The sequence below is a fragment of the Hydrotalea sp. AMD genome, from assembly GCF_004100315.1.
Classification (GTDB): domain Bacteria; phylum Bacteroidota; class Bacteroidia; order Chitinophagales; family Chitinophagaceae; genus Hydrotalea; species Hydrotalea flava.
On sequence record NZ_SCKY01000015.1, the window covers coordinates 13736 to 36701 of the forward strand.

Consider the following 22966-nt stretch of genomic DNA (forward strand, 5'->3'; position numbering starts at 1 on the left):
AATAAACTGTTATTATTTTTATGGGCAGGTGCCGGAATTGGTATACGGAATTGTAATTAGTTGTTTTATAGTATTGTCTCAACAACATTATCTAAAAACATTGTGTAAGTATATAACAGGGTTTTATTACTGAACGTTGTGGGTTCGAGCCCCATCCTTCCAACATAGGGTAAAAAGTGTTAATTATTGGAAGGTAATTCAATGGTAGAATGTCAGTTTGTCATCGTCCCTATACCTGTAAAATCGAAAACACCCATGTTTTAATATTATTGCAAATAATACAACTGAAACCGACGGTTAGGTTAAACCGTCGGTTTCCCTTTATCCCACCGTTGATTTCACAATAATATTTGTGTATAATTTCTTCAAATATCAAATTGGAGATTTAAAAATGTATATAGTTTATAAGGCACAAGGTGAACAATCTCATCAAGCTTATTATGCTTATACAGAAGGTAATACAGTTGATGATGCTCGTAAAACCTTCCTATCCCACGCATCTGTTCGTTCAGATGAAATGAGTGGTGATTATAGATTATTTCATTTAAATAATAAAGACCCTAATTTAATAACATTCGATATTCTCGAAACATTCGAAGATGAAGTATCAGCTTACATCTATCGAAATATGTTACGTACAATATGTCATAATACCGTAACTGGTACATCAACTTGGCCAACTCGAGTGGCTCAACAAATCAAACAATCAAGACCACCCAAAAAAGCAAAAAAGAAAAAAATCATACAACAATTAAAAACTGCTAGACAAGCATGGGCTAACGGTAAATGGTCTAAAAACATAATTAGTGGATTAATTGATTTGTATGATAGGGATGATATAGTGTATGATTTAGACAATTTAACACCCAACGAATTTGAATTGAAGTATTCAATTTAAAGAATTACAAATCAAGGATAATAATATGACAACACAGGATAAAAAAATAACATCGGAATATACTGGAATATTACAACCAAAAATGAGAAATCGTTTTAATGTGACATTTGATAATGGTGCGGATGATTTATCCGCATTATCGATGCAAACTATGATGGTATCAACTTTTGATGTTCTTTCACCACTTTTAAATAAGTTTGGCATTAGTGTGAAAGATGAAATTCAAGTTGTAATTGAAGATGATGTTACAAATAAAGCAAATACTGCTGTCAGATGTTTACTTAATCAACAATTTACACTAAAGGTAACCATTCTAAATGGTTTTGATAATGTAGTTGAATCCTATACTTTTGAAGATGCAGAAATTATAGGTATACAAGTAGATCAACCATTTGATTATGGATGTGGCAGTAATACAATCGAATTTGGGTTAAATTCAACTTCCCCAGAATTTAACAAAGAAGTTAATTCATTAGGCACAATAGCTAGTGCAATTTATCATGCACTGAGAAAAATTAATATTTGGTTTACAGCTAAACAGAGACCAAGCATGGCGGTAACCAAAATTTTAACAATTAGTTATTCATCCGTAACTCACAAGTTTTAATTATGAAAAAAATACACATCATTGGCGGTGGAACAATCTCTCATGTTCGCAATCATTTGTCGCTAATAGCTCCTGCTTGGGGCACCACTGCTCGACAGATTAATAGACTGATAGAGAATTGGATTAATGAATATGAGTATAAATGGGATTATAACAATCCTATTGAATATGATTGGAATTTACATTTGACTAAGGTAGCTGATTATGAATCCAAATTAGTCACCAACGAAGATGTGGAACATTTAGTTGATCAGTTAATTGCTGATCCAGATACTAAAGTCATATTTTTTAATGCTGCTATGTGTGATTATGATGGTAGTATTAATAACCAAGAAAGTGGTAAATATGCTGATCGTCTAAAAACAACAGATGGTTATCAAACCATGTTGTTAAGACCATCAGCTAAAATCATCAAAAAGATCAGACGTGAACGAAAAGATATCTTTTTGGTTGCATTCAAAACAACCACAAATGCAACAGAAGATGAGCAGTATATAGCTGGTTTGAATCTGTTGAAAGAAAATAGTTGTAATTTGGTATTAGCTAATGATACGGTTACCAGAACAAATATGATTATTTGTCCTGAAGAGGCACGTTATTGTGTTACTACTAATCGTGATCTTGCAATTAACACATTGGTAGATATGACAATGAAACGTCAAGATCTACATTTCACTCGTTCAACTGTAATCGAAGGTCCATCTGTTGATTGGAATGATCCAGAAGTTCCAGAATCATTACGCGAAGTGGTTAACTATTGTATCGAAAAAGGTGCATATAAACCTTTTCGAGGCGCAACTGCAGGACATTTTGCAGTTAAAGTTGATGATCAAACGTTTTTAACAAGTAAAAGATCTACAGATTTCAACAAGTTAAATGAAATTGGGTTAGTAAAAGTTGTTTCATCTGGACCTGATGAGGTAATTGCATATGGTGCAAAACCAAGTGTGGGGGGACAAAGTCAGCGAATTATATTTGCTGAACATGAAGATGTTGATTGTATTGTACATTTTCATTGTCCGCCTAAAAATAACATTGCGATGCCAATTAAAAGGATGTCTCAGTATCCATATGAATGTGGATCACATGAATGTGGACAAAATACATCAAATGGATTATCAGAAATTTGGAAAGGTATCAAAGCAGTATATTTAGATGAACATGGTCCTAATGTTGTATTTAATAGAACTGCTGATCCTAAACGTATTATCAGATTTATTGAAACATTTTTTGATCTATCAGAAAAAACAGGAGGTCCAGTATGGATTCAATAACAGTATTATTACTAATAAGTTTGTTCGTATCTAAACATTTTTTGTGTGACTTTTTGTTACAATGGAAATATCAGTATAGTAATAAACATATATTTGGTCATCCTGGTGGTATATTACATGCTGGTATTCATTCGGTTGGAACTATAATTGTATTATTTCAATTACCATTATCTACTGTACTTATATTGGGGTTATCATTATTGGATGGTATTATTCATTATTTTGTTGATTATGGTAAAATGAACATCAACAAATTTTATGGATGGGGACCTACAACACATGAACAATTCTGGTGGTTAACTGGCTTCGACCAATATGCCCATTATTTAACATACATACTAATTATTTACATATTGATTTAATTTAAATATTAGTGTATAATATAATTCTATTTTCCTTCTTATTATTAAGAGAATATTATGACTTATATTAAAAGTACTGGACGAATAATATATGATCCTAATCGTCCAGGAATGAAAAAGAGAAATACTGGATGGTGTATTATTTCTGTTGATACGGAAATAACCAGATATTATAGATGGTGGTTAGAATATCAATATCATATACATTTACAACCACCATCTTGGGATGCACATATATCTGTTGTCAGAGGAGAATTCCTGTCTGATGCTGTAAAATCCTTATGGAAAAAATATCATAAACAACCTATTGAATTTGAATATGAACATGGTAATATTCAAAAACATCGAAGTGGTCGTGAGCAAGATGGTATAGTTCCTGGTGATTATTATGTAATTGATGTTAAGTGCCCAACTATTGATATGATACGTCAAGAATTAGGCCTAAAAACAGGGTATAAATACCATCTAACGGTTGGTAGGTCATATGAATATGTCAGTCGTTATGAGAACAGAAAAGATAGAAGACATCAATCTGGTAAATAATATTCTCGTTTACCGGTTTCAGGATTAATTCTCCATTTTTTACCTAGATTGTATGCCATATTGTATCCTTTCATTGATTTTGCTCTTTTTGATTTAGTTTCTTCAGATTGTGGAGGCAGTTTTAACCCCTTATTCCATGGGTCTTTCCCTCTACTTCCATTATGTTCTGATATTTTACATTTAGTTTCATCAGAGTGTTTCCTACCTCTGATAGCAGACATACGTTTTTCTATATGTTCGGGTGATTGGGATATACCATTTCTATTATTTCCAGAACGAGATTTTGAAATATTCTGTTTATGTTCTTCTGATAAATGTTTACCTTTTCTAGGATGATGTTCAGAAAGTTTTTGTTTGAGTTCTTCTGAACGAATAAAATTAATACCACCTATGTGCAAATTGTATCCATTAGGAGCTAATGTATTATGTTCAAGGATCAGTTGTTGTTCTAGAGTATTCGCCTCATCAAGTGTAAGATTGTTTGCTAATATTTCTAAGGTTAGACTCTCAAAACCATATTTTTGGATGGCATTGCGTAAAGCAGTACATTCAGATTTTGGATCTTTATGACCTGAAATTCGTCTTGATAAGTGTTTCGTTTGTCCAATATAAGATTTTCCGGATGGACTAGTGAATTTGTAAATTATATAAATAGCTTCGGACATAACAGTCTCCTCAATAGATTGTTTGTTTTGAGATAGTAAGAAATTACCGTTTCTTACTATCTCACTCTACTATTTATCCTTGTTGATTTTTAATTATATTATTGTATAATATAATTTTGGAGAAAAATAATGAAATATATATTTTTGTTGATGTTATTTCTAGCATCATTTAACACATCAGCAATTTCAGGTAATGAATTAACACAACTAAACATTAATAACCAACATTACTATATAGTAGGAACAATAGATGCATTCTTAATATTTAATAACGTATCTAAGTCACCGGCATTCTGTATTCCTGATAATGCAACACATAGTCAAAGTTGGAATATAGTAAACAAATACCTTACTGATCATCCACAGGATTTGCACCAACCGGCGGCTGGAATAATATTGATGGCATTGTCTCAAGCGTTTCCATGTTCTAATGATAAATAAACAACCTAAACGTTTTATAAAGGATAAAAGATGAGTGAAGAAAACAAAAAACCAAAAATCATATTTGCACCAGGAGTATTAGAACAATTGGAAGCTGAAAATACTCCTGAGGAATTACAAGAATTGTTTGATAGTTTATCAGCAGGTTTTGCTGATGGATCTATTTTCGATAAATCTACTCCTGTAGATTTGGAAGAATTGGAGCAATCAGATCCTGAATTGTTTACACATTTAATGGAACAAATGTCTAAAATAAATGAGGATGGAGAATTTGATCAACCAACAGTTCATTAATGGAAGTATATGTATCTAATATACAAATTTACTAGTCCATCTGGTAAGAGTTATATTGGTCAGACAAACAACCTTATTAAAAGGCAACAAGCACATATCAACATTAATAGTAAATGTTCGGCGATTAGAAATGCCATCCAAAAATATGGTTGGGAAAATTTCACTGTTGAAATTTTAGTGGAAAATATATCTTTAGATGAAGCAAATATATTAGAAGAAAATCTTATCAAGGAACATAATACGTTATACCCAAATGGATATAACCTACGAACAGGAGGATTAAATCAATTATTTTCTGATTACACCAAACAAAAATTGTCTGAAGCTCACACAGGAAAGATATTATCAGAAGAACATAAACAAAAAATTTCCATAGCTGGACGAGGGAAGAAACGATCTGATATAACAAAATCGAATATTTCGAGAGCAAAGACTGGTGTCAAACATACGAAAGAGACTAGAATGAATATGTCTAAATCTCATCAAAACATTTCAGATGAAACTCGCCAAAAAATGTCAAAAGTACGACTAGGTAAAAAACAAACATTAGAAACTAGACAAAAAAGATCAGATGCGTTGAAAGGAAAAGCTAGATCCGATGATACTAAATTAAAGATTGCTAATAGTAAAAAAGGAACAAAATTAGTCATTGATCCTTTAACTGGTAAACGAACATATGTAAAAAAGGAAACTATAGGATGAGAACACATTTTTCTGATCAAATAATGTTAACACAAATTCGATTGAATTCAATCGATGATATTTCTTTTATGTTAGAATATCTCATGTGGGAAACATCAACAGATACAATAATCGGTATAGGTACTCCAACTTATGATGATATCTGTGAATGGATTAGAGTACTTGAATGTAGACTTGATCGTGATACAGATCAAGTACAACAATGTATTGATAGTTGCAAAGAGTATATAAAACCATAAATATTAGATGGTTAATAAATTATAAACCATATAATATATCAAAACAAAAATTAACAACTCAATTATTATCCAAGGAGGATTTGGAATGAGAACAAACAAAATTTTTAACGTAACAGCATTATTAGCACCAATATTATTGGTGGGATGTGCATCAATGACAGGATATTCACCTGTAGTAGATCCATATAGTGATAGAAATGCAATGAATCTTAACAGAGATTATGCACAATGTGAAGCTATCGCTAAACAATCTAGCTCTGTAGGTAAAGATCTATTAGTTCAAGGTGGTACCGGTGCACTGATTGGTGGAGCAACTGGTGCTGCATTAGGTGCAATTTTTGGTAATCCAGCTGTTGGTGCTGCAGCGGGTGGTACTATTGGAGGATTAGGTGGAGCATCCAAGGGTGGATTTGAAGCTGATGAAAGATATAAACGAGTATTTCGTAACTGTCTAAGAAGCAGAGGCCATTCTGTATTAGATTAATATCTAAATCCACTTGAATGTATAAATATTATATATTCAAGTGGAGATAATACATGAGTGGATTAGTATTAAATGAGTCAGTTATAGACCCAGCAACAATTCAAACAAAAAATATTACTATCAGTAGAATCCAGAGCATTAATTCTGGTGTACGTATTTGGTTTGTAATATTAACAACCGAAAATGAAATATATCAACGTTGGTCAATGTTGATGAATCCAACAGATGAGTTATTGATATTATCACAACCAGGTGATACAATAACAATCAATTATATAAATGATACAGTAGAAGATTTGATTACTAAACAATTCGAATCTTTTAATAGAACTGTAATATTGAAAGCATACAAATAAGGACATAGATATGAAATTATTTGAGATTGCACAATATACAGAACTTTTTACTCTTACTAACGAAAAGGGTCAAACTATTGCTACTGGATTAACCTTTAATAAAATCAAGAAAATTGTAAATGATCCACAAGATGAAGCAAAATATGGAAGACTTAGGGTAATAAAAGATGCTCCTAATGAGGATTGGTTAACTAAAAAACAAGGATTAGTTAATTATGATAAACCAGTTGATAATGAGGATGATATATTATCAAAACATCAAGCGTTCTAAGGATAGATTATGAATTTAATTAAACATTTACATGAAACAACTGTAGTTTCAACAGCGAAACAGAAAAAATATGAAGCTGTAAAGTTCCCTAATGGATTTATCCAATTCATGGAGTCATTAGTTATTAATGAATTAATTTCATCTGATTATCATCGAGTTAAAACTGAAAATGGTATAAAATGGGATGATCATTTACTTAATGGTGGTGTCATATTAGAAACTAGTTCTAATCCTTTGTTGGAGACATCAGATATAATAATAACAGGAAATAAAGATGCAATTGAAACGTTTGAATATCTTTTAAGAATAAATGAAGTAGAAAGTGAAAAAGATGATCCTTGGACTGATATTGGATATACAAGAAAAACAACGCCAACAAATGTATCAGCACCACCACCTCCACCAGATGAGAATAAAAAACCTGTTAGAAAAATTAGAATCAATTTAAATGTACCTTATTCTCAAAGAGAATCTGCAAAGAAGATGGGAGCAAGATGGGATGCAGGTATTCGTCGTTGGTATATGTTTGTATCTAATGAAGATTTAAAGAAAATACCTAATGCTTGGAGATAGCATTAAATTCCATATTGACTTTTATTTTAACATATAGTATAATATATTTTTCATTAATAAAACATTCGGATAGACTGAATGTTCAACACACTTTAGGAGGAGTTCCTATGTTAGAAACAATATTACCATTCAATGCAATCCTTGCCGCTGATGGCTATTCATCTTAGTTGATACATAAATATATCCATCAACAACTGGAATATTTTATGACAAAATTTTATGTATATCAGTTAAGAGCTGAAAACGAAGAGCTACCATTTTATATTGGTAAATCTTTTGATGGAAGCAAGAGATACATTGAGCACTGTCATTCTGCCCGATGCAAAACGAATTCGTGTTATAATACACTAAAATCAAAGAAAATACGAAAATTATGGAAACAACAGTTAGTATTTGTTGAAGAAATACTAGCAGTTGTAGAAAATGAGGAATTAGCATTAATATTGGAGTCAGAACTAATTAAAAAATATGGTCGTCGCGACAATAAAACTGGTATCCTATGTAACCATACAGATGGTGGTGAAGGTGGGTACGGGAAAATTATTTCTGAAGAAACTAAACAGAAAATGTCGGATTCTAAAAAGGGAAACAAGATAAATGTAGGACGTTTACGTCCTGATATGAAAGAACGTTGGAGTAAACCAATAACTATGTTTTCTGAATCTGGTCAAGTAGAACAATATTTCGCGTCTCTACAAGAGTGTATGAATATTACTGGTATTCATAAGGCTACAATAAGTATGTGTTTACTTGATAAGTGCAAGTATGCAAGTGATAAACATGGTGTTAAACACCAATTTAAATTTGGTAATATAAATGAACCTATTGCACCACTTATTACTAATTGGCAAAAAATAGAGAAAGTATATCAATATGATACTAATTTATCATTGATTTATGAATTTACATCAGTACAAGCAGCTGCTTTACACACCGGGATTTCTGAATCAAGTATTCGAAATTGTATAAGAGGAGCATCGAGAACTGCTGGTAATTTCATATGGACAAAAAATTTATTAACAACTGTTGGAGAATAACAATGCTCACTAATATCTTACCCACGAATTATATATTATTAACCGATGGCTATAAGGCGAATCACTGGGAAGAAGAATTAGGATTAAATATCGACTATCGTTGGGCAGTAATTGTTCCACGAAAAGTTAGTAAGTATTCCGACATCATTGTGGCAATGGGTCAAACCTTCCTGTCAACAATGTTATCATCCATTCGTATTACTGAATGGATGATCGATGAGGCAGAAGTTGAAATCACTGAACAAGGTTACAATTTCAATCGTCAAGGTTGGCAAGTCATTTGTCGTATGATGGACGGTAAGCTTCCACTAGCCGTGTATGGTGTTGAAGAAGGACGAATTGTAAATCCACAAACACCAATTGTCGGTATCATAAACACACAACCAGGATTTGGATGGCTCGTAACATATTACGAAACATTTGCCCAAGAAATCATTTGGAAGATGTCTACAGTTGCATCCATTTGTCGCTCAATTCGTGTTGGATTGACGGAAATGTGTATTGAAACTGGAACAGATGTAGATTGGGTTAACTTCATGCTTCACAATTTTGGTGATCGTGGTGCTGATAGTCCAGATGAAGCACCTGTAATGGCCGGTATGGCTCACGCTGCAATTTTTGATGGATCTGATTGTTTGAGAGCAAATAGATATATCAAAAAAATGTACGGTACATCAAGACCGTCTACATCTTCAATTGAAGCAACCGAACATAGTATTATGTGTGCACACTCAGATTCTGAAAAGAAAGATGACTGGGGTGCAGCGGTTATGGCGGTGGATCGTTTATATGCAGCCGTTGAAAGATTTAATAAAGGTGTGGGCTTGCCTGCTGTATCTGTTGTAATCGATACATACAACAGTCGTCGATTTGTTAAAGAATATCTTGGTACAAAATTGAAAAATAGGATCTTGACATCGGGTGGTCGAATGGTAGCAAGACCTGATTCTGGTGATCCAAAAATTGAACCAAGTATGGTAGGTAAAGATTGGGAAGATACATTTGGTGTTACGCTTCGTACAGTAGGTGAAAAAACGTTCAAAGTTTTACACCCACAAAATGGTGTCATCCAAGGTGATGGTATTCGTGTTGATACCTGGAGAGGTGTAGCAGAAGGTTGGAAGAACTCTGGATTTGCTATGGATAACTTCTGTCTTGGAATGGGATCTGGTGTAACACATGATGGTGCACGAGACGATTTCAGTTTCAGTATGAAATCAATTGCCGACTACAAAAACGGTCGTTGGGTTGCTAATCTGAAAGATCCAATTACAGATTCAGGTAAAAAATCATTATCAGGATTGGTTCGTTGTCGCGAAGATGCAAACGGTAATCTGGAAGTGTATGATGCCATTCAAGAAGGTAGTATTTTCTCCTTCTTAGATTCTACTCCAGGTTGGAGACTTTGGTCTAAAGATGGATTCCGTGAGTTCCGTCAAGCTTGGGATGATGTTAAAACCAGAGCAAGATCAATATAAAAAACAAAAAATGGGTACAATTGTACCCATTTTTCTTTGTTGTCAATTTTTAAATTACATTATATAATATTCCTCGAATATTATTGAAAATGAAATATATTATAATTCCCAAATTAAACAAACGAAAATACTTATATGATAGACAAAGTGAAAATTTTACGAGCAAATGGCAATCAAATTGCTCTATTAGAAATTGAGATTAATCAATATATTCAACAGGGATATCAACCCCATGGTGAATTAAAAATTTTAAAAGTGGATCGAGATGAAGTTCTGATCCAACAAATGGTTTTAACAACGGAGCAATCATGACCCCTTATATTAATGCTGATGATAAACAACAACTTGATCAAGCAATTGACAAATTGTTAGATGTACTACGCCAATTAGAGAGTGATGAACCAGACATTCATGATCATACTGATGATCGTGTGATGTATATAATCACATCTCTCTTCAAGACAATTTACACCCACAATCCAACTGCACATAATCAAGCTCTAGGTGTACTAGAAAATACCAAACTCCATTTCTTTATGGAACATATACGCTCAGTACAAAAACAATCAAAATTTGATAGCGAAATGTCAGACACTATCATAATCAAAGATTCAGAATAACCTACCTCAAATCTAACATAAATATCTCTGTCCTTTTTTCGGAGATATTTATGTTAATCACAGAAAACACCCCTATTAAATTTGCTGTTATTGTTAACGGTGTCCAAGTTGGAACACCACAACCTACAAAAACATTAGCAGAAGCTATTATTTTAAATCTACCTCCTCAACAACGACAATTAGCTGAAATTCGTCCAGTAACAACTGGTGGAGCCGAGTTATTACTTGGATAATACCAATAAAATTTTAATTATCTGTAAATAGTATTGAAATAACTATGGTAACTTATAATGGTCATTGATAAACTTACAGTAAAAGATATATTAGAACATTTAGATATTATTATTGAATATCTCACATATAATGAAGCATGTTGTTCCGCTTTAGATATAGCACTTCAATTAAGAGAAGAAATTGAAGAAACAGCATATAATGATGACTAATATTGTGTAAAATTTTATAGTTATACATAAATACTGAATATACATCTAGGAGAGAAATATGCCTCAAGCATATGTTAAAAAATTAGCAAAAACACACGGAACATCAACCAGTTCTGCAGAATCAAAATGGAAACAAGCTAAATCATCTGCAAAAAAACAAGGTAAAGAAGCAAACTATGCCTATATTACCAGTATCTTTAAAAAAATGATGCACGAGGAATCTTATACAGGTAGTCTTAAAGATTTCTTAACATTAGTAGAAAGACATAATGATGATGATGAAAGTTATGATCGTGGTCGTATGGGTGATAGCTTTAATTTTTCACCAGAAGATAGAGAAGAATATGATCGTGACGAAATGAAAGGTATCGACGATGAGGATGAATTCGATGATGAACGCGAGTTTGACGATGAAGACTTAGGTAATCATGGACACCGTCTAGCAGATATTGTTGAACCAGAAGATTTAGACAACGATGAACATGAATTTGATGACGAACATGAATTTGATGACGAACATGAATTTGATGACGAACATGAATTTGATGACGAACATGAATTTGATGATGAACATGAATTTGATGATGAACATGAATTTGATGATGAACATGAGTTTGATGACGAACATGAGTTTGATGATGAAGATGATAACAAATTTAACTTTGGTATAAAGGAAGATATTGCTGATACTATGTCATTAACATTCCTAGGTGAATTAATGAACTTAACTGAAAAGAAAAAAGTTCCTCTTAAAAAAGCAGCTAAAAAGGTTTATCACAGAGATTATGAAAGAACAAAAAATAAACCATATAGAAAATATCATCCTGAATCAGAATATGTAAAAGAAACTATTACTAGATCAAATTCAAGAAGGGTTTAATATGAAAGTAAATGAATTATTAAATGAAGGTCCTCTTGATTATTTTAGAGGAGCAGGACAAGAGTTGGGAAACAAAATTCGTAATATTTCCCAACCATTTAAAGATATTCATCGTGCTGGTCAAGTATCATCTATGGAGTCCGATATTACTAAATCTGTTGTTAGATTAGCTAAAACCATTCAAAAATATCGTGAAGTCAAAAAACAATTAACTCCTGTACAAGAAGGAGTTTTTGATTATCTTCGTGGTGCTAAACAAGAAACTGGTAAAAAAATGCAACAAGCATTTCAACCATTTAAGGATATTCATCAAGCGGGTAAACAAGAATCATTAAGAAGTTCTCTATCACAATTAGAGCAATCTTCAAAACAACAACTAAATGAATTAGTTCGATTATTAAATAGATATGGACCTAATTCTATTGATGTTGTTAAAAAGGCTTTTCAAAAATATGATATTCCTATTGGTATTCGTGCAGCAGTGATTAATAAATTAAAAGGATTGGTTAATCAATCAACCAATAATCCTCCAAGATCTAGACCAACTCAACAACCGAATGTTGGTTCTAATAATACACCAACAGGATCAGCTATTCAAGCTCGTTATCACAACTTTTAATCCTATTGAAAATTGTTAATTATTAACGTATAATTATTACGTTAATAATTAATGATGGGATTTTATCATGCAACAATATATCGTAGGTGGATCAATAAGAGACGTCCTTTTAGGATTAGAACCGAAAGATATTGATTATGTTTGGACTGGAGCAACCCCCGATGATATGACAACAAGAGGGTTTGTTCAAGTTGGAGCAGATTTTCCTGTCTTTTTAGACTCTAAAGGTGATCAACATGCATTAGCCAGAATCGAACGAAAAGTTGGTACTGGATATAATGGATTTGAATGTACTTTTGCTCCTTCCATTACTATAGAAGATGATCTAATGAGAAGAGATTTAACAATCAATTCGATGGCTGTTAAAATTGAAGATTGGGATCAGTACTGTATAACTAAAGATCAATCATTAGTAATCGATCCATTTAATGGTATTCAAGATTTGAAATATGGATATCTAACACATACAAGTGCTGCCTTTGCAGAAGATCCTATTCGGATATTACGAACAGCTCGATTTGCTGCGAGATATGGTTTCACTATAAGTTCAGACACGTTAGAGTTAATGAAGAATATAGCTCCTGAATTAAACCATGTTTCTACTGAACGGATATGGGCTGAATTTGCAAAAGGTTTAATGGAAAAACATCCCAGTAAAATGATGAAAGCATTATATGTATGTGCATCAGAGGTAAACATTTTACAACCATATTTGTATTTTCATGAAGACGTATTGGATAGATGTGATGCATCTATTCCATTAGAATGTCGATTTGTTTTAGTTGGATATGATTTTAGACCTGATGATTATGAAAGACTCTCTATTCCAAATAATTGTAGTAGATTGAATATATTGTATCGTCAAGTTAAACCATTATTGTGGAATTATGAGCTTTTATCCAATGAAGACAAAATTAAATTGTTTACATTGACTAGATCGTTTAATGATGATCATAATCTTGAATTGATCTTTAAAGTCATGTCAGTACACAGATGTTTTAATACTAATCTGGTAGATATGATTAAAAGAGATTTACAAATATTGAAACAATTGGACTTAACAGAATTGATTAAAGGTATAAAAAACGGTAAAGATATCCAAGATATTATATTTAAGGCAAGAATATCTGTTTTGGAAGAAAACTGTCATAAATAATATATCCTTTAGGAGATTTATATATGGCAACCGCAACTTATGCATATCCAGCAGGATCAGTTGTTTTTCATGTTAATGCTGTAACAGGTGTTAGAGAAGCAATCGTATCAGCTGTAAACATCAATGTAACATTAGCAAACGGAACTGTTATTAACTATAACATTGCGTATAAAAATTCAGTATATGGTATTGCAACTGTATTAGAATCTGTATTATATAATGATATAGATCTAGCATTAGCTGCATATAAACCGTTGGTGGATTTACCCTAATATTCCTTATTGATTTTTTTATTAATTAGTGTATAATATTCCTCATAACTTAATAACTTATGAGGAATTTTTTATGTCTGCTGTTATCTCCGAAGTAACCAATACTCGTGCAAAAAGCAAAAGAACATTAAACCCGATTAAAGGTATAACACATTGGTTTAACAATGTTACTAGCGATTCCAGTTTTCAAGATCATTTCATAATTCGAAATGATGTCAAAGTTATTAAACCATTTCTTGATGGAATTAATGCTGAATACAAATTAATCCATCAATTGCTTTTTGTTCGTAATACACCAGAAGTAATCAAACGATTAGAAGAACTTGATTTCAAATTGGCAAATGATGTTTTTCATGGTATGAAATGGAACGGTTTACCTACCAGCAAACACCTAAAAGATACAACTATACGATTGTATCATCGTGAATATAACATCGAGATATATCTTCAACCAGCAGAAAGTTGGTCAATTGTCACATCAGCATGTATTATTACTGATGATTTAGCAAAGAAAGATAAAATTAAAGTACCAGATACTTTCCTATCTGTTTATGATAGTTTATTAACAATAATGATTGGTGGCACAAAAAAATAATTTTTCACCACTGTTGATTTATTAATAAATAATCTTTATAATGTTAAAAAATGAGGAGACAAAATAATGACTGATTTGAATGATCAATATCCGTTATATAAACCTCAAGTTGAATCACTAGAAGATTATATAACATTAATAACATCAGGTGATATTAGTTTTGTCGTACCTCTGATTATGGCTGGATTACTAACTTGGTTAGTTTTAACGGCAACGAAAGGTTCAGATAAGTAGATATAAAGCTAAGTTAGCACAACGGTAGTGCAGTGCATTTGTAATGCGAAGGTTGGTTGGGTTCGAATCCCCCACTTAGCTCAACAACAACTCATGGATGAGAACATTAGATGAAAGTTATAAATTTATTTGGAGCGCCAGGGTCTGGCAAATCAACAATTCGTGCAAGAATATTTTCAGATATGAAAATTGCAGGATTTAAAGTTGAGGAAGTTACGGAATATGCAAAGGATATAGTTTGGGAAGAACGATTTAATGTTTTTCAAGATCAAATTTATATTCTAGGAAAACAAAATCGTAGGTTATTACGATTACAAGATAAAGTTGATTATGTAATAACAGATTCACCTGTATTGTTGGGTGTTTGTTATATGACACCGATCCCTTATTTTGAGTCATTGGAGCAATTGATTATTGCTGTATTTAAGAGTTATGATAATATCAATATCTTCTTGAATCGTACACATGAATATCAAGAGTATGGACGGAATCATAATGAAGAGGAAGCTAATGTATTATCCAATGATATCAAATCGTTGATGATTAAGAATAACATTCCTTTTATTGAAATGAATAGTAGTGAAGTAAGTTTAGAACATATTTTACCATTACTAGAAAAATAATTTTAAATTTATGGTGACTCACCATAAATAAAACATATATAATATAAACAAGTTAAAAACGGTAAAACCAAAATGAAAACAATCAACACAACCACAATTAGAAATAATGTGACAGCCATCGCAAATAAAAATGCGAAAGGTCAGGGGTTATTGTAAGTTTTATCTAATATTAGAACTAACAAAAACCTCGGAATCGCAAGAAACCGAGGTTTTTTAGTTTTAGGCTCTTTAAAAATTTGGAATGCATATTGGATGTATGGCCTAACTGGACAAAGGCACTCGTCTTTTAAACGAGGATATCTGGGTTCAAATCCCAGTGCATCCACATATGGGGACAGTGATGGGTCACGGAGTTGTCTTGCACACAACTTGTCTACAAGGATTCGATTTCCTGGGTATCCACAAATGAACACGGAGAGATAATATGACAGATAAAGATGCTATTATAAAATTGAACAAATGTATTAAGACTGTTAAAAGAATCAATAATATGTTAGAGGATTTAGGTGTACGTCATGAACGAGAAAGAATTAAGCGAAAAGGACAAACAGATACTAATCAAGAAAGCACATAAGTTGTTAGATAATATTGAAGACACATTAAAGTTTATAGTTAATGACATTAAAGAACGGAGGTTGCATATGTCACAGCGCCAAGCAGACCAAGACAAGTAAGTGTAAAATTTAGAAAGATGTGTGAAGTGTATAGATTGTTTGCCAAAGACTGGGAGCAATGTTGTGACTTTAGTGAAGAAATGATGGTAGAATTGTTTTATTCAGAATCATATGGTGAAGAGGTTTCACCTAATAATGGTTTCTATGTGGGTAAGAGATATTTGAATTTAAATGTGGCTATGTGGAAAGAAGACATCCAAAAAGGATTGTTATTTAAACATGAACTATATGAGGATCATTATCCACATTGGTGGCTTGATAAGATATTACGAAATTAGATAACAATATCAAAAAATATCGTTTGAAATAATAAGAAAATCGATGGAAAATGATTTACAAATAATGTAAATACAAATATATCACTTTATTATTTTGGAGAAATTATTATGACATCAAGCAAAACAAAAATTGTTTTAGGATGGATTAAGAGAAGTCCATTTTTATCAACCTTAACAGCCTTTATTGTATTAAATTTAATAACAACAATATTGACAGGTGGGTTTAATTGGTTAGGATTATTAACCAATTTATTTCCAACATTAATGGTATTCTTTTTATCTTCTTTACAAAATGAAAATAAAAAATCCAATGTTGAAAAAGTAAAAAAATTCATGTAAAATATTTTACATAATTTGAAAAAGATTTATGGAGTGACTTTGAGGCTTACCAAACAGCTTCAAATAGTAAGCGATTTGATTAATGTTTGCTCATAGAAACTCCACCACGATTTGTGGATCAGTAAGATCAGTCGGTAGAGAATGCCACATCTATGAATGCAAAAGATGCTGAAAAAATGGTGAGAATGGTGGGCCGAGGGTTCGATTCCCTCCTGATTTGCATTATTTGGTGGTAAGCTGGAATATATTGGAAATATCCAATACCGAAAGGTAAAAGTGACAATGCCATTATATTCTAAGCACCACATTGGGGCTGTAGCTCACTTTGGTAGAGCATCGTGTTTGCATCGCGAGGGTAGTCGGTTCGATTCCGTCCAGCTCCACAAAACGGAACAATACATTTTAATTGGGAAATGGTGGGTAAACCATCTTTGGATGAGGTCTGCGTTGAAGGTTCGAGACCTTCTTGTTCCTCAAAAATGAGGGTTATATGTTTAGTCAAGAAAGTTTAGTTCGAACACCAATAATTGGATTGAGAGTTAAGTTACGAAATCATTTACGAAGGTTGAATTTTGTTGGTAAATTTTCTGTTGTGCATCATAGAACAAAGGGTTTGATAGTAAGTTATAAAACAGAACAAGATCTTCCTGATGTGACAGAATTTAATGGATATCCAGTTCGTTATAGGAAAGAATAAGCTTCTTTAGTATAGTGGTAATACAAAACCTTGGTACGGTTTAGACAGGCGTCCGATTCGCCTAAGAAGCTCTGAAGACAAAATAGTTGAGAAGCCAAGTGACCAGGCATCTGCCCTACAAGCAGACTAAAGTGGGTTTGATTCCCACCTCAACTACAAAATCCTTAGTAGGAGGTTGGCCTAAAGGTAGCCATCCTATAATGAGTTGCAAGTGGAAAGAGTTATACTAGTTACATGGCTCAAAATCGTATTATGGTAAAACCCATTCAGGGGTGACAGATAATCGTAGAACCACACGGGAAGGATAAGTACAGTTTATTGAATAATAACACATTACAACACTATTAGTAATTTTTAATTGCATCTGCAGGATAGGTTGGTGTTAATGTTGTTGGGCGAAGCCTTCGACTCAAGTATATAGGAGATGCTGAAAGGACTATATAAAGTTCAATAAGACCGTTAGAGCATTTGGTGTAATAACACACTACTAAGGAACTTTTAACCCTCGTTGACATTTTTTAAAATTAATGTATAATGGGTAAATAATTTGAAAACAAAGCTCTTGAAACTTTGATGGTGAAGCCCTCTCTTGTAAAGACATGCTCTAAATGTAAAACTGAAAAATCTTTAGATCAATTTTATAAATCTAAAAGATCTCCTGACGGATATCAGTATGCATGTAAAGCATGTGCTAATATTGAAAACAGAATGTCAATGGCCAAAAAACCAGAGAAATATTCTAATATTAGAAAACGAGTAGGGAAACAATTAATTGACAGATATCATAATTGGAAACGTAGTTTAGGATGTTGTTTTTGTGGTGAGAATGAACCAATATGTTTAGAGCTACATCACAAAGATCCTAGTACAAAAGATATCCAACCAAATAAGTTAAGGACTCTTTCTTGGGAACGAATACAAAAAGAGTCTGTAAAATGTATTATGGTATGTTCCAATTATCATAAAAAGATACATGCTGGTTTATTGGATGATAGTGATAAACCTTTAATAACATTTAGCTCCTAAAACATTGTTGGCGATGTGCCTCTCTTGTAAGGAGGAAAACTCAGTTCGATTCTGGGTAGGAGCTCAAATTTGTAGTTGCGTAGATAAGAGTTACTTCGCCTAATAAGCGGGTGGTTGTGGGTTCGAATCCCACCGTTGCAGCAACCATAAAAGTATTGCAACGTAGCTCAATTGGTTAGAGCACCTAAAATCTCTCTTGTCGCCTATAACTCTACAAACTATTTTTTAAAATTGGAGTCCAAGCCTCTTAATAATGCTCCAACTGGACTCCCCGGATTATAAACTGTCGTCGTGGACGGAGACACGAACTGGTAGCCGAGCTTATCTTGATTTCTATTGGTACGAAATCAACATGTAGCGCAGGTAGCTGAGAATAATAACCAATTATTCAAGATCGCTAGATGGGTTCAACTCCCATCACAGTTTACTAATAATGTTTGTTGCATATGATAAAATTTCTTCATATCAAAGCAGTATGTCGTAGGTTCGAATCCTACTCTCCCAACTAAAATGTATTATTTGGGAGATAGCTCAGTTGGTAGAGCAACCGCCACAAAAAAGTGTTTATCAGACTTTAACTCAACATTATATTCCATCTAATGCACAAGGTGTGCTGACAGACTGTTAATCTGTTCGAGCTTGGTTCGATTCCAAGAGATGGAGCAAATATGTAGGGAGAGATTGTGAGTGCTAATTCTAATCGAGTATCTAAATGGAGACTTAGGAAAAAGGAACGTTTATTAGAAGCTTTTGGGAATTGTTGTGGGATTTGTGGGTATGATAAATGTAAATCAGCACTAGAATTTCATCATTTAGATCCAACACAGAAAGAATTTACAATTTCCACAACAGATTCGAGTGGAAAAGGATGGAAACAAATTGTTTCTGAAATAGAAAAATGTGTATTGTTATGTGCTAATTGTCATAGAGAAGTTCACTCAGGAGTGACTCAAATTCCAGATGGGATTACACGTTTTGATAGAAAGTGGGTTGACTATTCGGAGGTTGATGTACAAAACAGTTGTCCAGTATGCGGTGAGTCGAAATCAGCATCGAATGGATATTGCTCGACAACGTGTCGGTCATCAGCTTTAGCCCGACACGATTGGGACAAATTTGATATAGAAGAAATGTTAAAGGTTAAAACCAGAGCTGAAGTTGCAACTATCATAGGATGCACAGTTCCTGGATTAGATAGATATCGAAGATTAGGTAATAAATAAAATTGCTCAGTAGCTTAAGTGGTAAAGTACTCGCCGAAAGTCTGGCCAGACAAATTAAAAGGTGGGGGAATGAAGGATCGAGACCTTCCTGAACAGCAAATAGAATATTGGAGAATGATATGCTTTGTCATGTATATGGATGTATAACCCATAGTATTAATCCAGTTACTGGAGAACGAATTTGGTACAATTTTTGTCCAAGATGTGGAGAAAAATTGGATAGATAATAATTAGAGAATAGAATAATGGCTAACCCAATTACACCACAAGAAGTAGTTAAACGAAGATTGAATAGTATTCCAGGTATCGTTATCGATATCATTAACGATTTAATTGTTAAAAACTGGAAACATAGTTCTAATTGGGCTATAGTTAAACAAGATGATATTGTAACTGCAATCGCTACCACAATGAATGTTTCTAATCAAGAAATATTTAATAAAGGTTGGTTAGAGATTGAAGATCTTTATCGTGAAGTTGGTTGGCAGGTTTTATATGATAAACCAGATTCTGATGAAATAGGTGCTGCCTATTTTAGATTTAAATCTAATAATAGATGAATAAACTGGTGGGTTGATGCTCCACTACTCCGTTCCTACGCCAGAAGTAGTTATTGAAATTGCATCTTTTTCCTCTGATAGTACAATGGTAGTACATTCGACTGATAATCGAAAGACGATGGTCCGATTCCATCTCGGAGGACAACTGACACCATCCATTAAATTGGAAAACCATCTACATAGATGTACTGCATGTATGATCGTGGTGTCGATTTTTATGAAAGGAACAAACATGGAACTACAAATAGGTACAATGTATTGGCTAACAGGTCCTGATGAAACTAAATTCAGACAAGAAGTTGATCATGATAAGTTTGTATACAGATTATGTGCTTGGCCCTTACCAAGTAATAAAAATAAACCAATAAAGTTTGGTGTGTATGTTGCACCAAAACAAGAAAGAAAATAAAGAATTTTACAGTTGCGTAAAGATAAGTTACTTCGCTATTATTTAAATTGCACAAAACATACTTATTTTGACTTAATCTCTGTAATTATTCCCAGGTAGTTCAGCGGTAGAATCACGCACTATTAATGCGTTTGTCGTAGGTTCGAATCCTACCCTGGGAGCATATAAACATCAAATATATTAGAGAAGGTAAAAAATATGTTAACAGCATTTTGGTTATTATTTTCAACTACAATTGGATTAAGTGTTGAAGCATTTATCAATCATCCTGAACCAGCAACTTGGATTGGAGGAGCATGGGGATTTGGTATTGGGGTACTTATTAGATTATTAATCGCTGCTGGTAGTGGTGAAGGATTTTCAGATATACTAGGTGGTATTAGTGATTTAGGTAGTTCTGATGGTGGTAGCTGCGGTGGTGACAGTGGTAGTTGTGGTGGAGATTAAGTATGGCAGTGTGTATTGGTATTAGATGTGATCAAATAAATTCTGTCCAACCAGCTGGAGCTAGAAGTATTGATATTATTATCGAAGCAGAGGTAGATAATATTTTACATGATATTGATGATGTGATTAAATCATATGGTGTATCTGCTGTTCTTGATAGTATTGGTCAAGATGTAGTGGAAAAATATTTTGATTTAGTTCCAGCAGAATAAAAAATTGGCCTTGTATCGCCTGAGGTTTCTACCCTCTTGAAAGCGTAACTGGACACATGTGGGTTCGACTCCTATCAAGGCCGCTTATAAAATAGGTATATTAATCAAATATGTTTAAACCAAATGATGTGGTAGAGACCATAAATTCTGAGTTCGATATTGAACTAATTCCTGCTGGAACAAAGATTTCATTGAATAAACCAAATGGATCAGATTTCTGGTATGGTTATGGTGAAATTAATGGAATAGAGAGAATATTGTTAGTATGCACTAATAATCTAAGAAAAGTATCTGATTAAACAAATCAAAATTCCTTGTTGATATTTATTATAATTTTAGTATAATAAATTATCTTTTTAAATATTACTAAAATATTATGTATCAACAATATGTCAAAAAAATAAATGAATCTCCATATAAGTTGTATTTAGCAGCTACTGGTGGCGGACAATCATTTGCATATCATTTTATGAAATATCCTGGGGCTTCAAGCACTATTGCAGGAATTACTATTCCATACGGAAGCAAAGTATCTAAACAATTTTTGGGTAAAGAAATTGATAAGTATGTTAGTGTTGAAACTGCAAGAGACCTTGCAACTAAATCATACGAGTGGTGTTTAGAAGAAATCGATCCAATGCATGCAGTTGGGATTGGTGTTAGTTGTTCATTAGCTACAGATGATGAACGAGTTGAAAGAAGACACAAAATCATTATTGCCATTCATAATTATAACTTTACTAAAGTTATAAATTGGGAATTACGACAAGGTTTAACTCGTGAGCATGAAGAAGGAATCGTTTGTAATCTAATATTCTCAGTATTGTGTGAATTGATTGGTATAGCATCTCCATCTTTTACTGTTAATAATTTACACCAATATCTAATCAAACAAGAAGTCGATCGAATTGATCGTAATCAATTCGATACACACATTAACGATTCCGTTCAACAATTAATTATCGTTCCTGGTAGTTACAACCCATTTCATATCGGTCACGATAAAATGATTCGATTAGCTGAACAAATATTAGGAGCTAATCCATATGTAGAATTATCTACCTTAAACGCTGATAAAGGTGCATTAGATTACTTTGAAGTCAAAAACAGATTGGATAATGTACCATTCGATACTATTTTAACAATTGATTCGACCTTTAAGGATAAAGCGTTACGGTTTGCTAAACCAGGACGACAAATCTATTTTGTAGTTGGATCGGATACATGGAATAGAATTCTCAATCCAAAATATGCTGGTGATACAGAATATTTGTATTCAGAATTTTCCAAATTAAATGTTCGATTTCTAGTAATCAATCGAGCTGGTTCAGAAATATTAAAAGATCAATATTTGGATAAATTAGTTATCCAAGATGACCGTGCAACAACATTTGATATTAATATATCATCAACTATGATTAGACAAGGACTATAA

35 protein-coding genes and 7 tRNA genes are annotated in these 22966 nt (G+C 32.8%); 40 read left to right on the forward strand and 2 right to left on the reverse strand.

From position 1 onward, the window contains the following. The first annotated feature begins 391 nt into the window (after positions 1-391). The 5 genes from EO766_RS11815 to EO766_RS11835 are packed head-to-tail and all read left to right on the forward strand — an operon-like array spanning position 392 to position 3684. The gene (locus EO766_RS11815; protein WP_287101076.1) at positions 392-898 is read left to right on the forward strand and encodes a hypothetical protein; all 507 of its coding nucleotides are present in this window, start codon (positions 392-394) and stop codon (positions 896-898) included. 25 nt (positions 899-923) lie between these two features. After that, on the forward strand, positions 924-1505 hold the full coding sequence (locus EO766_RS11820; protein ID WP_287101077.1) for a hypothetical protein: 582 nt from the start codon (positions 924-926) through the stop codon (positions 1503-1505). A 2-nt stretch (positions 1506-1507) separates the two neighbouring features. Next, positions 1508-2779: a class II aldolase/adducin family protein gene (locus tag EO766_RS11825; RefSeq protein ID WP_287101078.1), complete on the forward strand. Its 1272-nt coding sequence runs from the start codon at positions 1508-1510 to the stop codon at positions 2777-2779. Continuing rightward, positions 2767-3141 (forward strand): DUF3307 domain-containing protein, encoded by a 375-nt coding sequence (locus EO766_RS11830; RefSeq protein ID WP_287101079.1) that lies wholly within the window; start codon positions 2767-2769, stop codon positions 3139-3141. The genes EO766_RS11825 and EO766_RS11830 overlap by 13 nt, the downstream gene beginning before the upstream one ends. Positions 3142-3198: 57 nt before the next feature. Next, a complete protein-coding gene (locus EO766_RS11835; protein WP_287101081.1) occupies positions 3199-3684 on the forward strand; it encodes a hypothetical protein in 486 nt (161 codons plus the stop codon). Here EO766_RS11835 and EO766_RS11840 read toward each other — a convergent pair. Continuing rightward, complete coding sequence (locus EO766_RS11840; RefSeq protein ID WP_287101082.1) at positions 3669-4349, reverse strand: GIY-YIG nuclease family protein; 681 nt, start codon at positions 4347-4349, stop codon at positions 3669-3671. The genes EO766_RS11835 and EO766_RS11840 overlap by 16 nt on opposite strands. A 129-nt stretch (positions 4350-4478) precedes the next feature. On the opposite strand from EO766_RS11840, the gene EO766_RS11845 reads away from it, so the two are divergent. The 22 genes from EO766_RS11845 (at position 4479) to EO766_RS11950 (ending at position 16618) form a co-directional block, all read left to right on the forward strand. Next, complete coding sequence (locus EO766_RS11845) at positions 4479-4790, forward strand: Rap1a/Tai family immunity protein (RefSeq protein WP_287101083.1); 312 nt, start codon at positions 4479-4481, stop codon at positions 4788-4790. Between the two features lie 30 nt (positions 4791-4820). Further along, positions 4821-5084, forward strand: a complete 264-nt coding sequence (locus EO766_RS11850; RefSeq protein ID WP_287101084.1) for a hypothetical protein — start codon at positions 4821-4823, stop codon at positions 5082-5084. A 9-nt stretch (positions 5085-5093) separates the two neighbouring features. Next, positions 5094-5786 (forward strand): NUMOD3 domain-containing DNA-binding protein, encoded by a 693-nt coding sequence (locus tag EO766_RS11855; protein WP_287101086.1) that lies wholly within the window; start codon positions 5094-5096, stop codon positions 5784-5786. Between the two features lie 324 nt (positions 5787-6110). Continuing rightward, on the forward strand, positions 6111-6509 hold the full coding sequence (locus tag EO766_RS11860) for a glycine zipper domain-containing protein (protein WP_287101087.1): 399 nt from the start codon (positions 6111-6113) through the stop codon (positions 6507-6509). A gap of 53 nt (positions 6510-6562) precedes the next feature. Further along, a complete protein-coding gene (locus tag EO766_RS11865; RefSeq protein ID WP_287101088.1) occupies positions 6563-6865 on the forward strand; it encodes a hypothetical protein in 303 nt (100 codons plus the stop codon). 10 nt (positions 6866-6875) lie between these two features. Next, entirely contained in the window at positions 6876-7136 is a 261-nt protein-coding gene (locus tag EO766_RS11870; RefSeq protein ID WP_287101090.1) for a hypothetical protein, read from the forward strand. A 9-nt stretch (positions 7137-7145) separates the two neighbouring features. Continuing rightward, positions 7146-7709 carry a DUF5710 domain-containing protein gene (locus EO766_RS11875; protein ID WP_287101092.1) on the forward strand — a complete coding sequence of 188 codons (564 nt, stop codon included), beginning with the start codon at positions 7146-7148 and terminating at the stop codon, positions 7707-7709. 206 nt (positions 7710-7915) lie between these two features. Continuing rightward, positions 7916-8746, forward strand: a complete 831-nt coding sequence (locus EO766_RS11880) for an NUMOD1 domain-containing DNA-binding protein (protein WP_287101094.1) — start codon at positions 7916-7918, stop codon at positions 8744-8746. Beyond that, a complete protein-coding gene (locus EO766_RS11885) occupies positions 8710-10224 on the forward strand; it encodes a nicotinamide phosphoribosyltransferase domain-containing protein (RefSeq protein WP_287101096.1) in 1515 nt (504 codons plus the stop codon). Before EO766_RS11880 ends, EO766_RS11885 begins: the two co-directional genes overlap by 37 nt. A 135-nt stretch (positions 10225-10359) precedes the next feature. Further along, positions 10360-10536 carry a hypothetical protein gene (locus tag EO766_RS11890; protein ID WP_287101097.1) on the forward strand — a complete coding sequence of 59 codons (177 nt, stop codon included), beginning with the start codon at positions 10360-10362 and terminating at the stop codon, positions 10534-10536. Further along, the gene (locus EO766_RS11895; RefSeq protein WP_287101099.1) at positions 10533-10844 is read left to right on the forward strand and encodes a hypothetical protein; all 312 of its coding nucleotides are present in this window, start codon (positions 10533-10535) and stop codon (positions 10842-10844) included. Before EO766_RS11890 ends, EO766_RS11895 begins: the two co-directional genes overlap by 4 nt. A gap of 50 nt (positions 10845-10894) precedes the next feature. Further along, positions 10895-11077: a hypothetical protein gene (locus tag EO766_RS11900; RefSeq protein ID WP_287101100.1), complete on the forward strand. Its 183-nt coding sequence runs from the start codon at positions 10895-10897 to the stop codon at positions 11075-11077. A gap of 57 nt (positions 11078-11134) precedes the next feature. Beyond that, positions 11135-11287 (forward strand): hypothetical protein, encoded by a 153-nt coding sequence (locus EO766_RS11905; RefSeq protein ID WP_287101101.1) that lies wholly within the window; start codon positions 11135-11137, stop codon positions 11285-11287. A gap of 58 nt (positions 11288-11345) precedes the next feature. Next, on the forward strand, positions 11346-12167 hold the full coding sequence (locus EO766_RS11910; RefSeq protein ID WP_287101102.1) for a hypothetical protein: 822 nt from the start codon (positions 11346-11348) through the stop codon (positions 12165-12167). Between the two features lies 1 nt (position 12168). Beyond that, the gene (locus EO766_RS11915) at positions 12169-12786 is read left to right on the forward strand and encodes a hypothetical protein (protein WP_287101103.1); all 618 of its coding nucleotides are present in this window, start codon (positions 12169-12171) and stop codon (positions 12784-12786) included. A gap of 67 nt (positions 12787-12853) precedes the next feature. Further along, positions 12854-13942 (forward strand): tRNA nucleotidyltransferase/poly(A) polymerase-related protein, encoded by a 1089-nt coding sequence (locus EO766_RS11920; protein ID WP_287101104.1) that lies wholly within the window; start codon positions 12854-12856, stop codon positions 13940-13942. A 23-nt stretch (positions 13943-13965) separates the two neighbouring features. Next, entirely contained in the window at positions 13966-14214 is a 249-nt protein-coding gene (locus EO766_RS11925; RefSeq protein ID WP_287101106.1) for a hypothetical protein, read from the forward strand. Between the two features lie 73 nt (positions 14215-14287). Beyond that, positions 14288-14809, forward strand: a complete 522-nt coding sequence (locus EO766_RS11930; RefSeq protein WP_287101107.1) for a hypothetical protein — start codon at positions 14288-14290, stop codon at positions 14807-14809. Between the two features lie 241 nt (positions 14810-15050). Continuing rightward, positions 15051-15124, forward strand: a tRNA-Thr gene (locus tag EO766_RS11935). A 29-nt stretch (positions 15125-15153) separates the two neighbouring features. Continuing rightward, the gene (locus tag EO766_RS11940) at positions 15154-15666 is read left to right on the forward strand and encodes an AAA family ATPase (RefSeq protein WP_287101108.1); all 513 of its coding nucleotides are present in this window, start codon (positions 15154-15156) and stop codon (positions 15664-15666) included. A gap of 250 nt (positions 15667-15916) precedes the next feature. Next, a tRNA-Lys gene (locus EO766_RS11945) sits at positions 15917-15991 on the forward strand. A 366-nt stretch (positions 15992-16357) separates the two neighbouring features. Continuing rightward, positions 16358-16618 carry a hypothetical protein gene (locus tag EO766_RS11950; RefSeq protein WP_287101110.1) on the forward strand — a complete coding sequence of 87 codons (261 nt, stop codon included), beginning with the start codon at positions 16358-16360 and terminating at the stop codon, positions 16616-16618. Between the two features lie 89 nt (positions 16619-16707). Here the strand turns inward: EO766_RS11950 and EO766_RS11955 are convergent, their stop codons facing one another. Beyond that, entirely contained in the window at positions 16708-16953 is a 246-nt protein-coding gene (locus EO766_RS11955; protein WP_287101111.1) for a hypothetical protein, read from the reverse strand. Positions 16954-17072: 119 nt separating this feature from the next. Between EO766_RS11955 and EO766_RS11960 the strand changes: the two genes are divergently transcribed. The 13 genes from EO766_RS11960 (at position 17073) to EO766_RS12020 (ending at position 22966) form a co-directional block, all read left to right on the forward strand. Further along, a tRNA-OTHER gene (locus EO766_RS11960) sits at positions 17073-17177 on the forward strand. Positions 17178-17266: 89 nt separating this feature from the next. Continuing rightward, a tRNA-Ala gene (locus tag EO766_RS11965) sits at positions 17267-17340 on the forward strand. Between the two features lie 107 nt (positions 17341-17447). Next, positions 17448-17654 carry a hypothetical protein gene (locus EO766_RS11970; protein WP_287101112.1) on the forward strand — a complete coding sequence of 69 codons (207 nt, stop codon included), beginning with the start codon at positions 17448-17450 and terminating at the stop codon, positions 17652-17654. Between the two features lie 714 nt (positions 17655-18368). Next, positions 18369-18680, forward strand: a complete 312-nt coding sequence (locus EO766_RS11975) for a hypothetical protein (RefSeq protein ID WP_287101113.1) — start codon at positions 18369-18371, stop codon at positions 18678-18680. A 78-nt stretch (positions 18681-18758) separates the two neighbouring features. Beyond that, a tRNA-OTHER gene (locus tag EO766_RS11980) sits at positions 18759-18820 on the forward strand. Positions 18821-19363: 543 nt separating this feature from the next. Continuing rightward, positions 19364-19903, forward strand: coding sequence for an HNH endonuclease signature motif containing protein (locus EO766_RS11985; RefSeq protein ID WP_287101114.1), 540 nt, complete (start codon positions 19364-19366; stop codon positions 19901-19903). Positions 19904-20148: 245 nt separating this feature from the next. Continuing rightward, positions 20149-20463, forward strand: coding sequence for a hypothetical protein (locus EO766_RS11990; protein ID WP_287101115.1), 315 nt, complete (start codon positions 20149-20151; stop codon positions 20461-20463). Positions 20464-20534: 71 nt separating this feature from the next. Beyond that, positions 20535-20605: transfer RNA gene (locus tag EO766_RS11995), tRNA-Ile, on the forward strand. 90 nt (positions 20606-20695) lie between these two features. Continuing rightward, positions 20696-20872: a hypothetical protein gene (locus tag EO766_RS12000; protein WP_287101116.1), complete on the forward strand. Its 177-nt coding sequence runs from the start codon at positions 20696-20698 to the stop codon at positions 20870-20872. Between the two features lie 89 nt (positions 20873-20961). Next, positions 20962-21033, forward strand: a tRNA-Asn gene (locus EO766_RS12005). Positions 21034-21070: 37 nt separating this feature from the next. Then, positions 21071-21319 (forward strand): hypothetical protein, encoded by a 249-nt coding sequence (locus tag EO766_RS12010; RefSeq protein WP_287101117.1) that lies wholly within the window; start codon positions 21071-21073, stop codon positions 21317-21319. A gap of 2 nt (positions 21320-21321) precedes the next feature. After that, complete coding sequence (locus EO766_RS12015; RefSeq protein WP_287101118.1) at positions 21322-21531, forward strand: hypothetical protein; 210 nt, start codon at positions 21322-21324, stop codon at positions 21529-21531. 376 nt (positions 21532-21907) lie between these two features. Further along, positions 21908-22966, forward strand: coding sequence for a nucleotidyl transferase family protein (locus EO766_RS12020; RefSeq protein WP_287101119.1), 1059 nt, complete (start codon positions 21908-21910; stop codon positions 22964-22966).

Bases quoted from the DNA above. Each gene is read 5' to 3' on its own strand.
- EO766_RS11815 (WP_287101076.1), top strand. From the start codon at position 392: ATGTATATAGTTTATAAGGCACAAGGTGAACAATCTCATCAAGCTTAT.
- EO766_RS11820 (WP_287101077.1), top strand. From the start codon at position 924: ATGACAACACAGGATAAAAAAATAACATCGGAATATACTGGAATATTA.
- EO766_RS11825 (WP_287101078.1), top strand. From the start codon at position 1,508: ATGAAAAAAATACACATCATTGGCGGTGGAACAATCTCTCATGTTCGC.
- EO766_RS11830 (WP_287101079.1), top strand. From the start codon at position 2,767: ATGGATTCAATAACAGTATTATTACTAATAAGTTTGTTCGTATCTAAA.
- EO766_RS11835 (WP_287101081.1), top strand. From the start codon at position 3,199: ATGACTTATATTAAAAGTACTGGACGAATAATATATGATCCTAATCGT.
- EO766_RS11840 (WP_287101082.1), bottom strand. From the start codon at position 4,349: ATGTCCGAAGCTATTTATATAATTTACAAATTCACTAGTCCATCCGGA.
- EO766_RS11845 (WP_287101083.1), top strand. From the start codon at position 4,479: ATGAAATATATATTTTTGTTGATGTTATTTCTAGCATCATTTAACACA.
- EO766_RS11850 (WP_287101084.1), top strand. From the start codon at position 4,821: ATGAGTGAAGAAAACAAAAAACCAAAAATCATATTTGCACCAGGAGTA.
- EO766_RS11855 (WP_287101086.1), top strand. From the start codon at position 5,094: ATGTATCTAATATACAAATTTACTAGTCCATCTGGTAAGAGTTATATT.
- EO766_RS11860 (WP_287101087.1), top strand. From the start codon at position 6,111: ATGAGAACAAACAAAATTTTTAACGTAACAGCATTATTAGCACCAATA.
- EO766_RS11865 (WP_287101088.1), top strand. From the start codon at position 6,563: ATGAGTGGATTAGTATTAAATGAGTCAGTTATAGACCCAGCAACAATT.
- EO766_RS11870 (WP_287101090.1), top strand. From the start codon at position 6,876: ATGAAATTATTTGAGATTGCACAATATACAGAACTTTTTACTCTTACT.
- EO766_RS11875 (WP_287101092.1), top strand. From the start codon at position 7,146: ATGAATTTAATTAAACATTTACATGAAACAACTGTAGTTTCAACAGCG.
- EO766_RS11880 (WP_287101094.1), top strand. From the start codon at position 7,916: ATGACAAAATTTTATGTATATCAGTTAAGAGCTGAAAACGAAGAGCTA.
- EO766_RS11885 (WP_287101096.1), top strand. From the start codon at position 8,710: ATGGACAAAAAATTTATTAACAACTGTTGGAGAATAACAATGCTCACT.
- EO766_RS11890 (WP_287101097.1), top strand. From the start codon at position 10,360: ATGATAGACAAAGTGAAAATTTTACGAGCAAATGGCAATCAAATTGCT.
- EO766_RS11895 (WP_287101099.1), top strand. From the start codon at position 10,533: ATGACCCCTTATATTAATGCTGATGATAAACAACAACTTGATCAAGCA.
- EO766_RS11900 (WP_287101100.1), top strand. From the start codon at position 10,895: ATGTTAATCACAGAAAACACCCCTATTAAATTTGCTGTTATTGTTAAC.
- EO766_RS11905 (WP_287101101.1), top strand. From the start codon at position 11,135: ATGGTCATTGATAAACTTACAGTAAAAGATATATTAGAACATTTAGAT.
- EO766_RS11910 (WP_287101102.1), top strand. From the start codon at position 11,346: ATGCCTCAAGCATATGTTAAAAAATTAGCAAAAACACACGGAACATCA.
- EO766_RS11915 (WP_287101103.1), top strand. From the start codon at position 12,169: ATGAAAGTAAATGAATTATTAAATGAAGGTCCTCTTGATTATTTTAGA.
- EO766_RS11920 (WP_287101104.1), top strand. From the start codon at position 12,854: ATGCAACAATATATCGTAGGTGGATCAATAAGAGACGTCCTTTTAGGA.
- EO766_RS11925 (WP_287101106.1), top strand. From the start codon at position 13,966: ATGGCAACCGCAACTTATGCATATCCAGCAGGATCAGTTGTTTTTCAT.
- EO766_RS11930 (WP_287101107.1), top strand. From the start codon at position 14,288: ATGTCTGCTGTTATCTCCGAAGTAACCAATACTCGTGCAAAAAGCAAA.
- EO766_RS11940 (WP_287101108.1), top strand. From the start codon at position 15,154: ATGAAAGTTATAAATTTATTTGGAGCGCCAGGGTCTGGCAAATCAACA.
- EO766_RS11950 (WP_287101110.1), top strand. From the start codon at position 16,358: ATGTGTGAAGTGTATAGATTGTTTGCCAAAGACTGGGAGCAATGTTGT.
- EO766_RS11955 (WP_287101111.1), bottom strand. From the start codon at position 16,953: ATGAATTTTTTTACTTTTTCAACATTGGATTTTTTATTTTCATTTTGT.
- EO766_RS11970 (WP_287101112.1), top strand. From the start codon at position 17,448: ATGTTTAGTCAAGAAAGTTTAGTTCGAACACCAATAATTGGATTGAGA.
- EO766_RS11975 (WP_287101113.1), top strand. From the start codon at position 18,369: ATGGCCAAAAAACCAGAGAAATATTCTAATATTAGAAAACGAGTAGGG.
- EO766_RS11990 (WP_287101115.1), top strand. From the start codon at position 20,149: ATGGCTAACCCAATTACACCACAAGAAGTAGTTAAACGAAGATTGAAT.
- EO766_RS12000 (WP_287101116.1), top strand. From the start codon at position 20,696: ATGGAACTACAAATAGGTACAATGTATTGGCTAACAGGTCCTGATGAA.
- EO766_RS12010 (WP_287101117.1), top strand. From the start codon at position 21,071: ATGTTAACAGCATTTTGGTTATTATTTTCAACTACAATTGGATTAAGT.
- EO766_RS12015 (WP_287101118.1), top strand. From the start codon at position 21,322: ATGGCAGTGTGTATTGGTATTAGATGTGATCAAATAAATTCTGTCCAA.
- EO766_RS12020 (WP_287101119.1), top strand. From the start codon at position 21,908: ATGTATCAACAATATGTCAAAAAAATAAATGAATCTCCATATAAGTTG.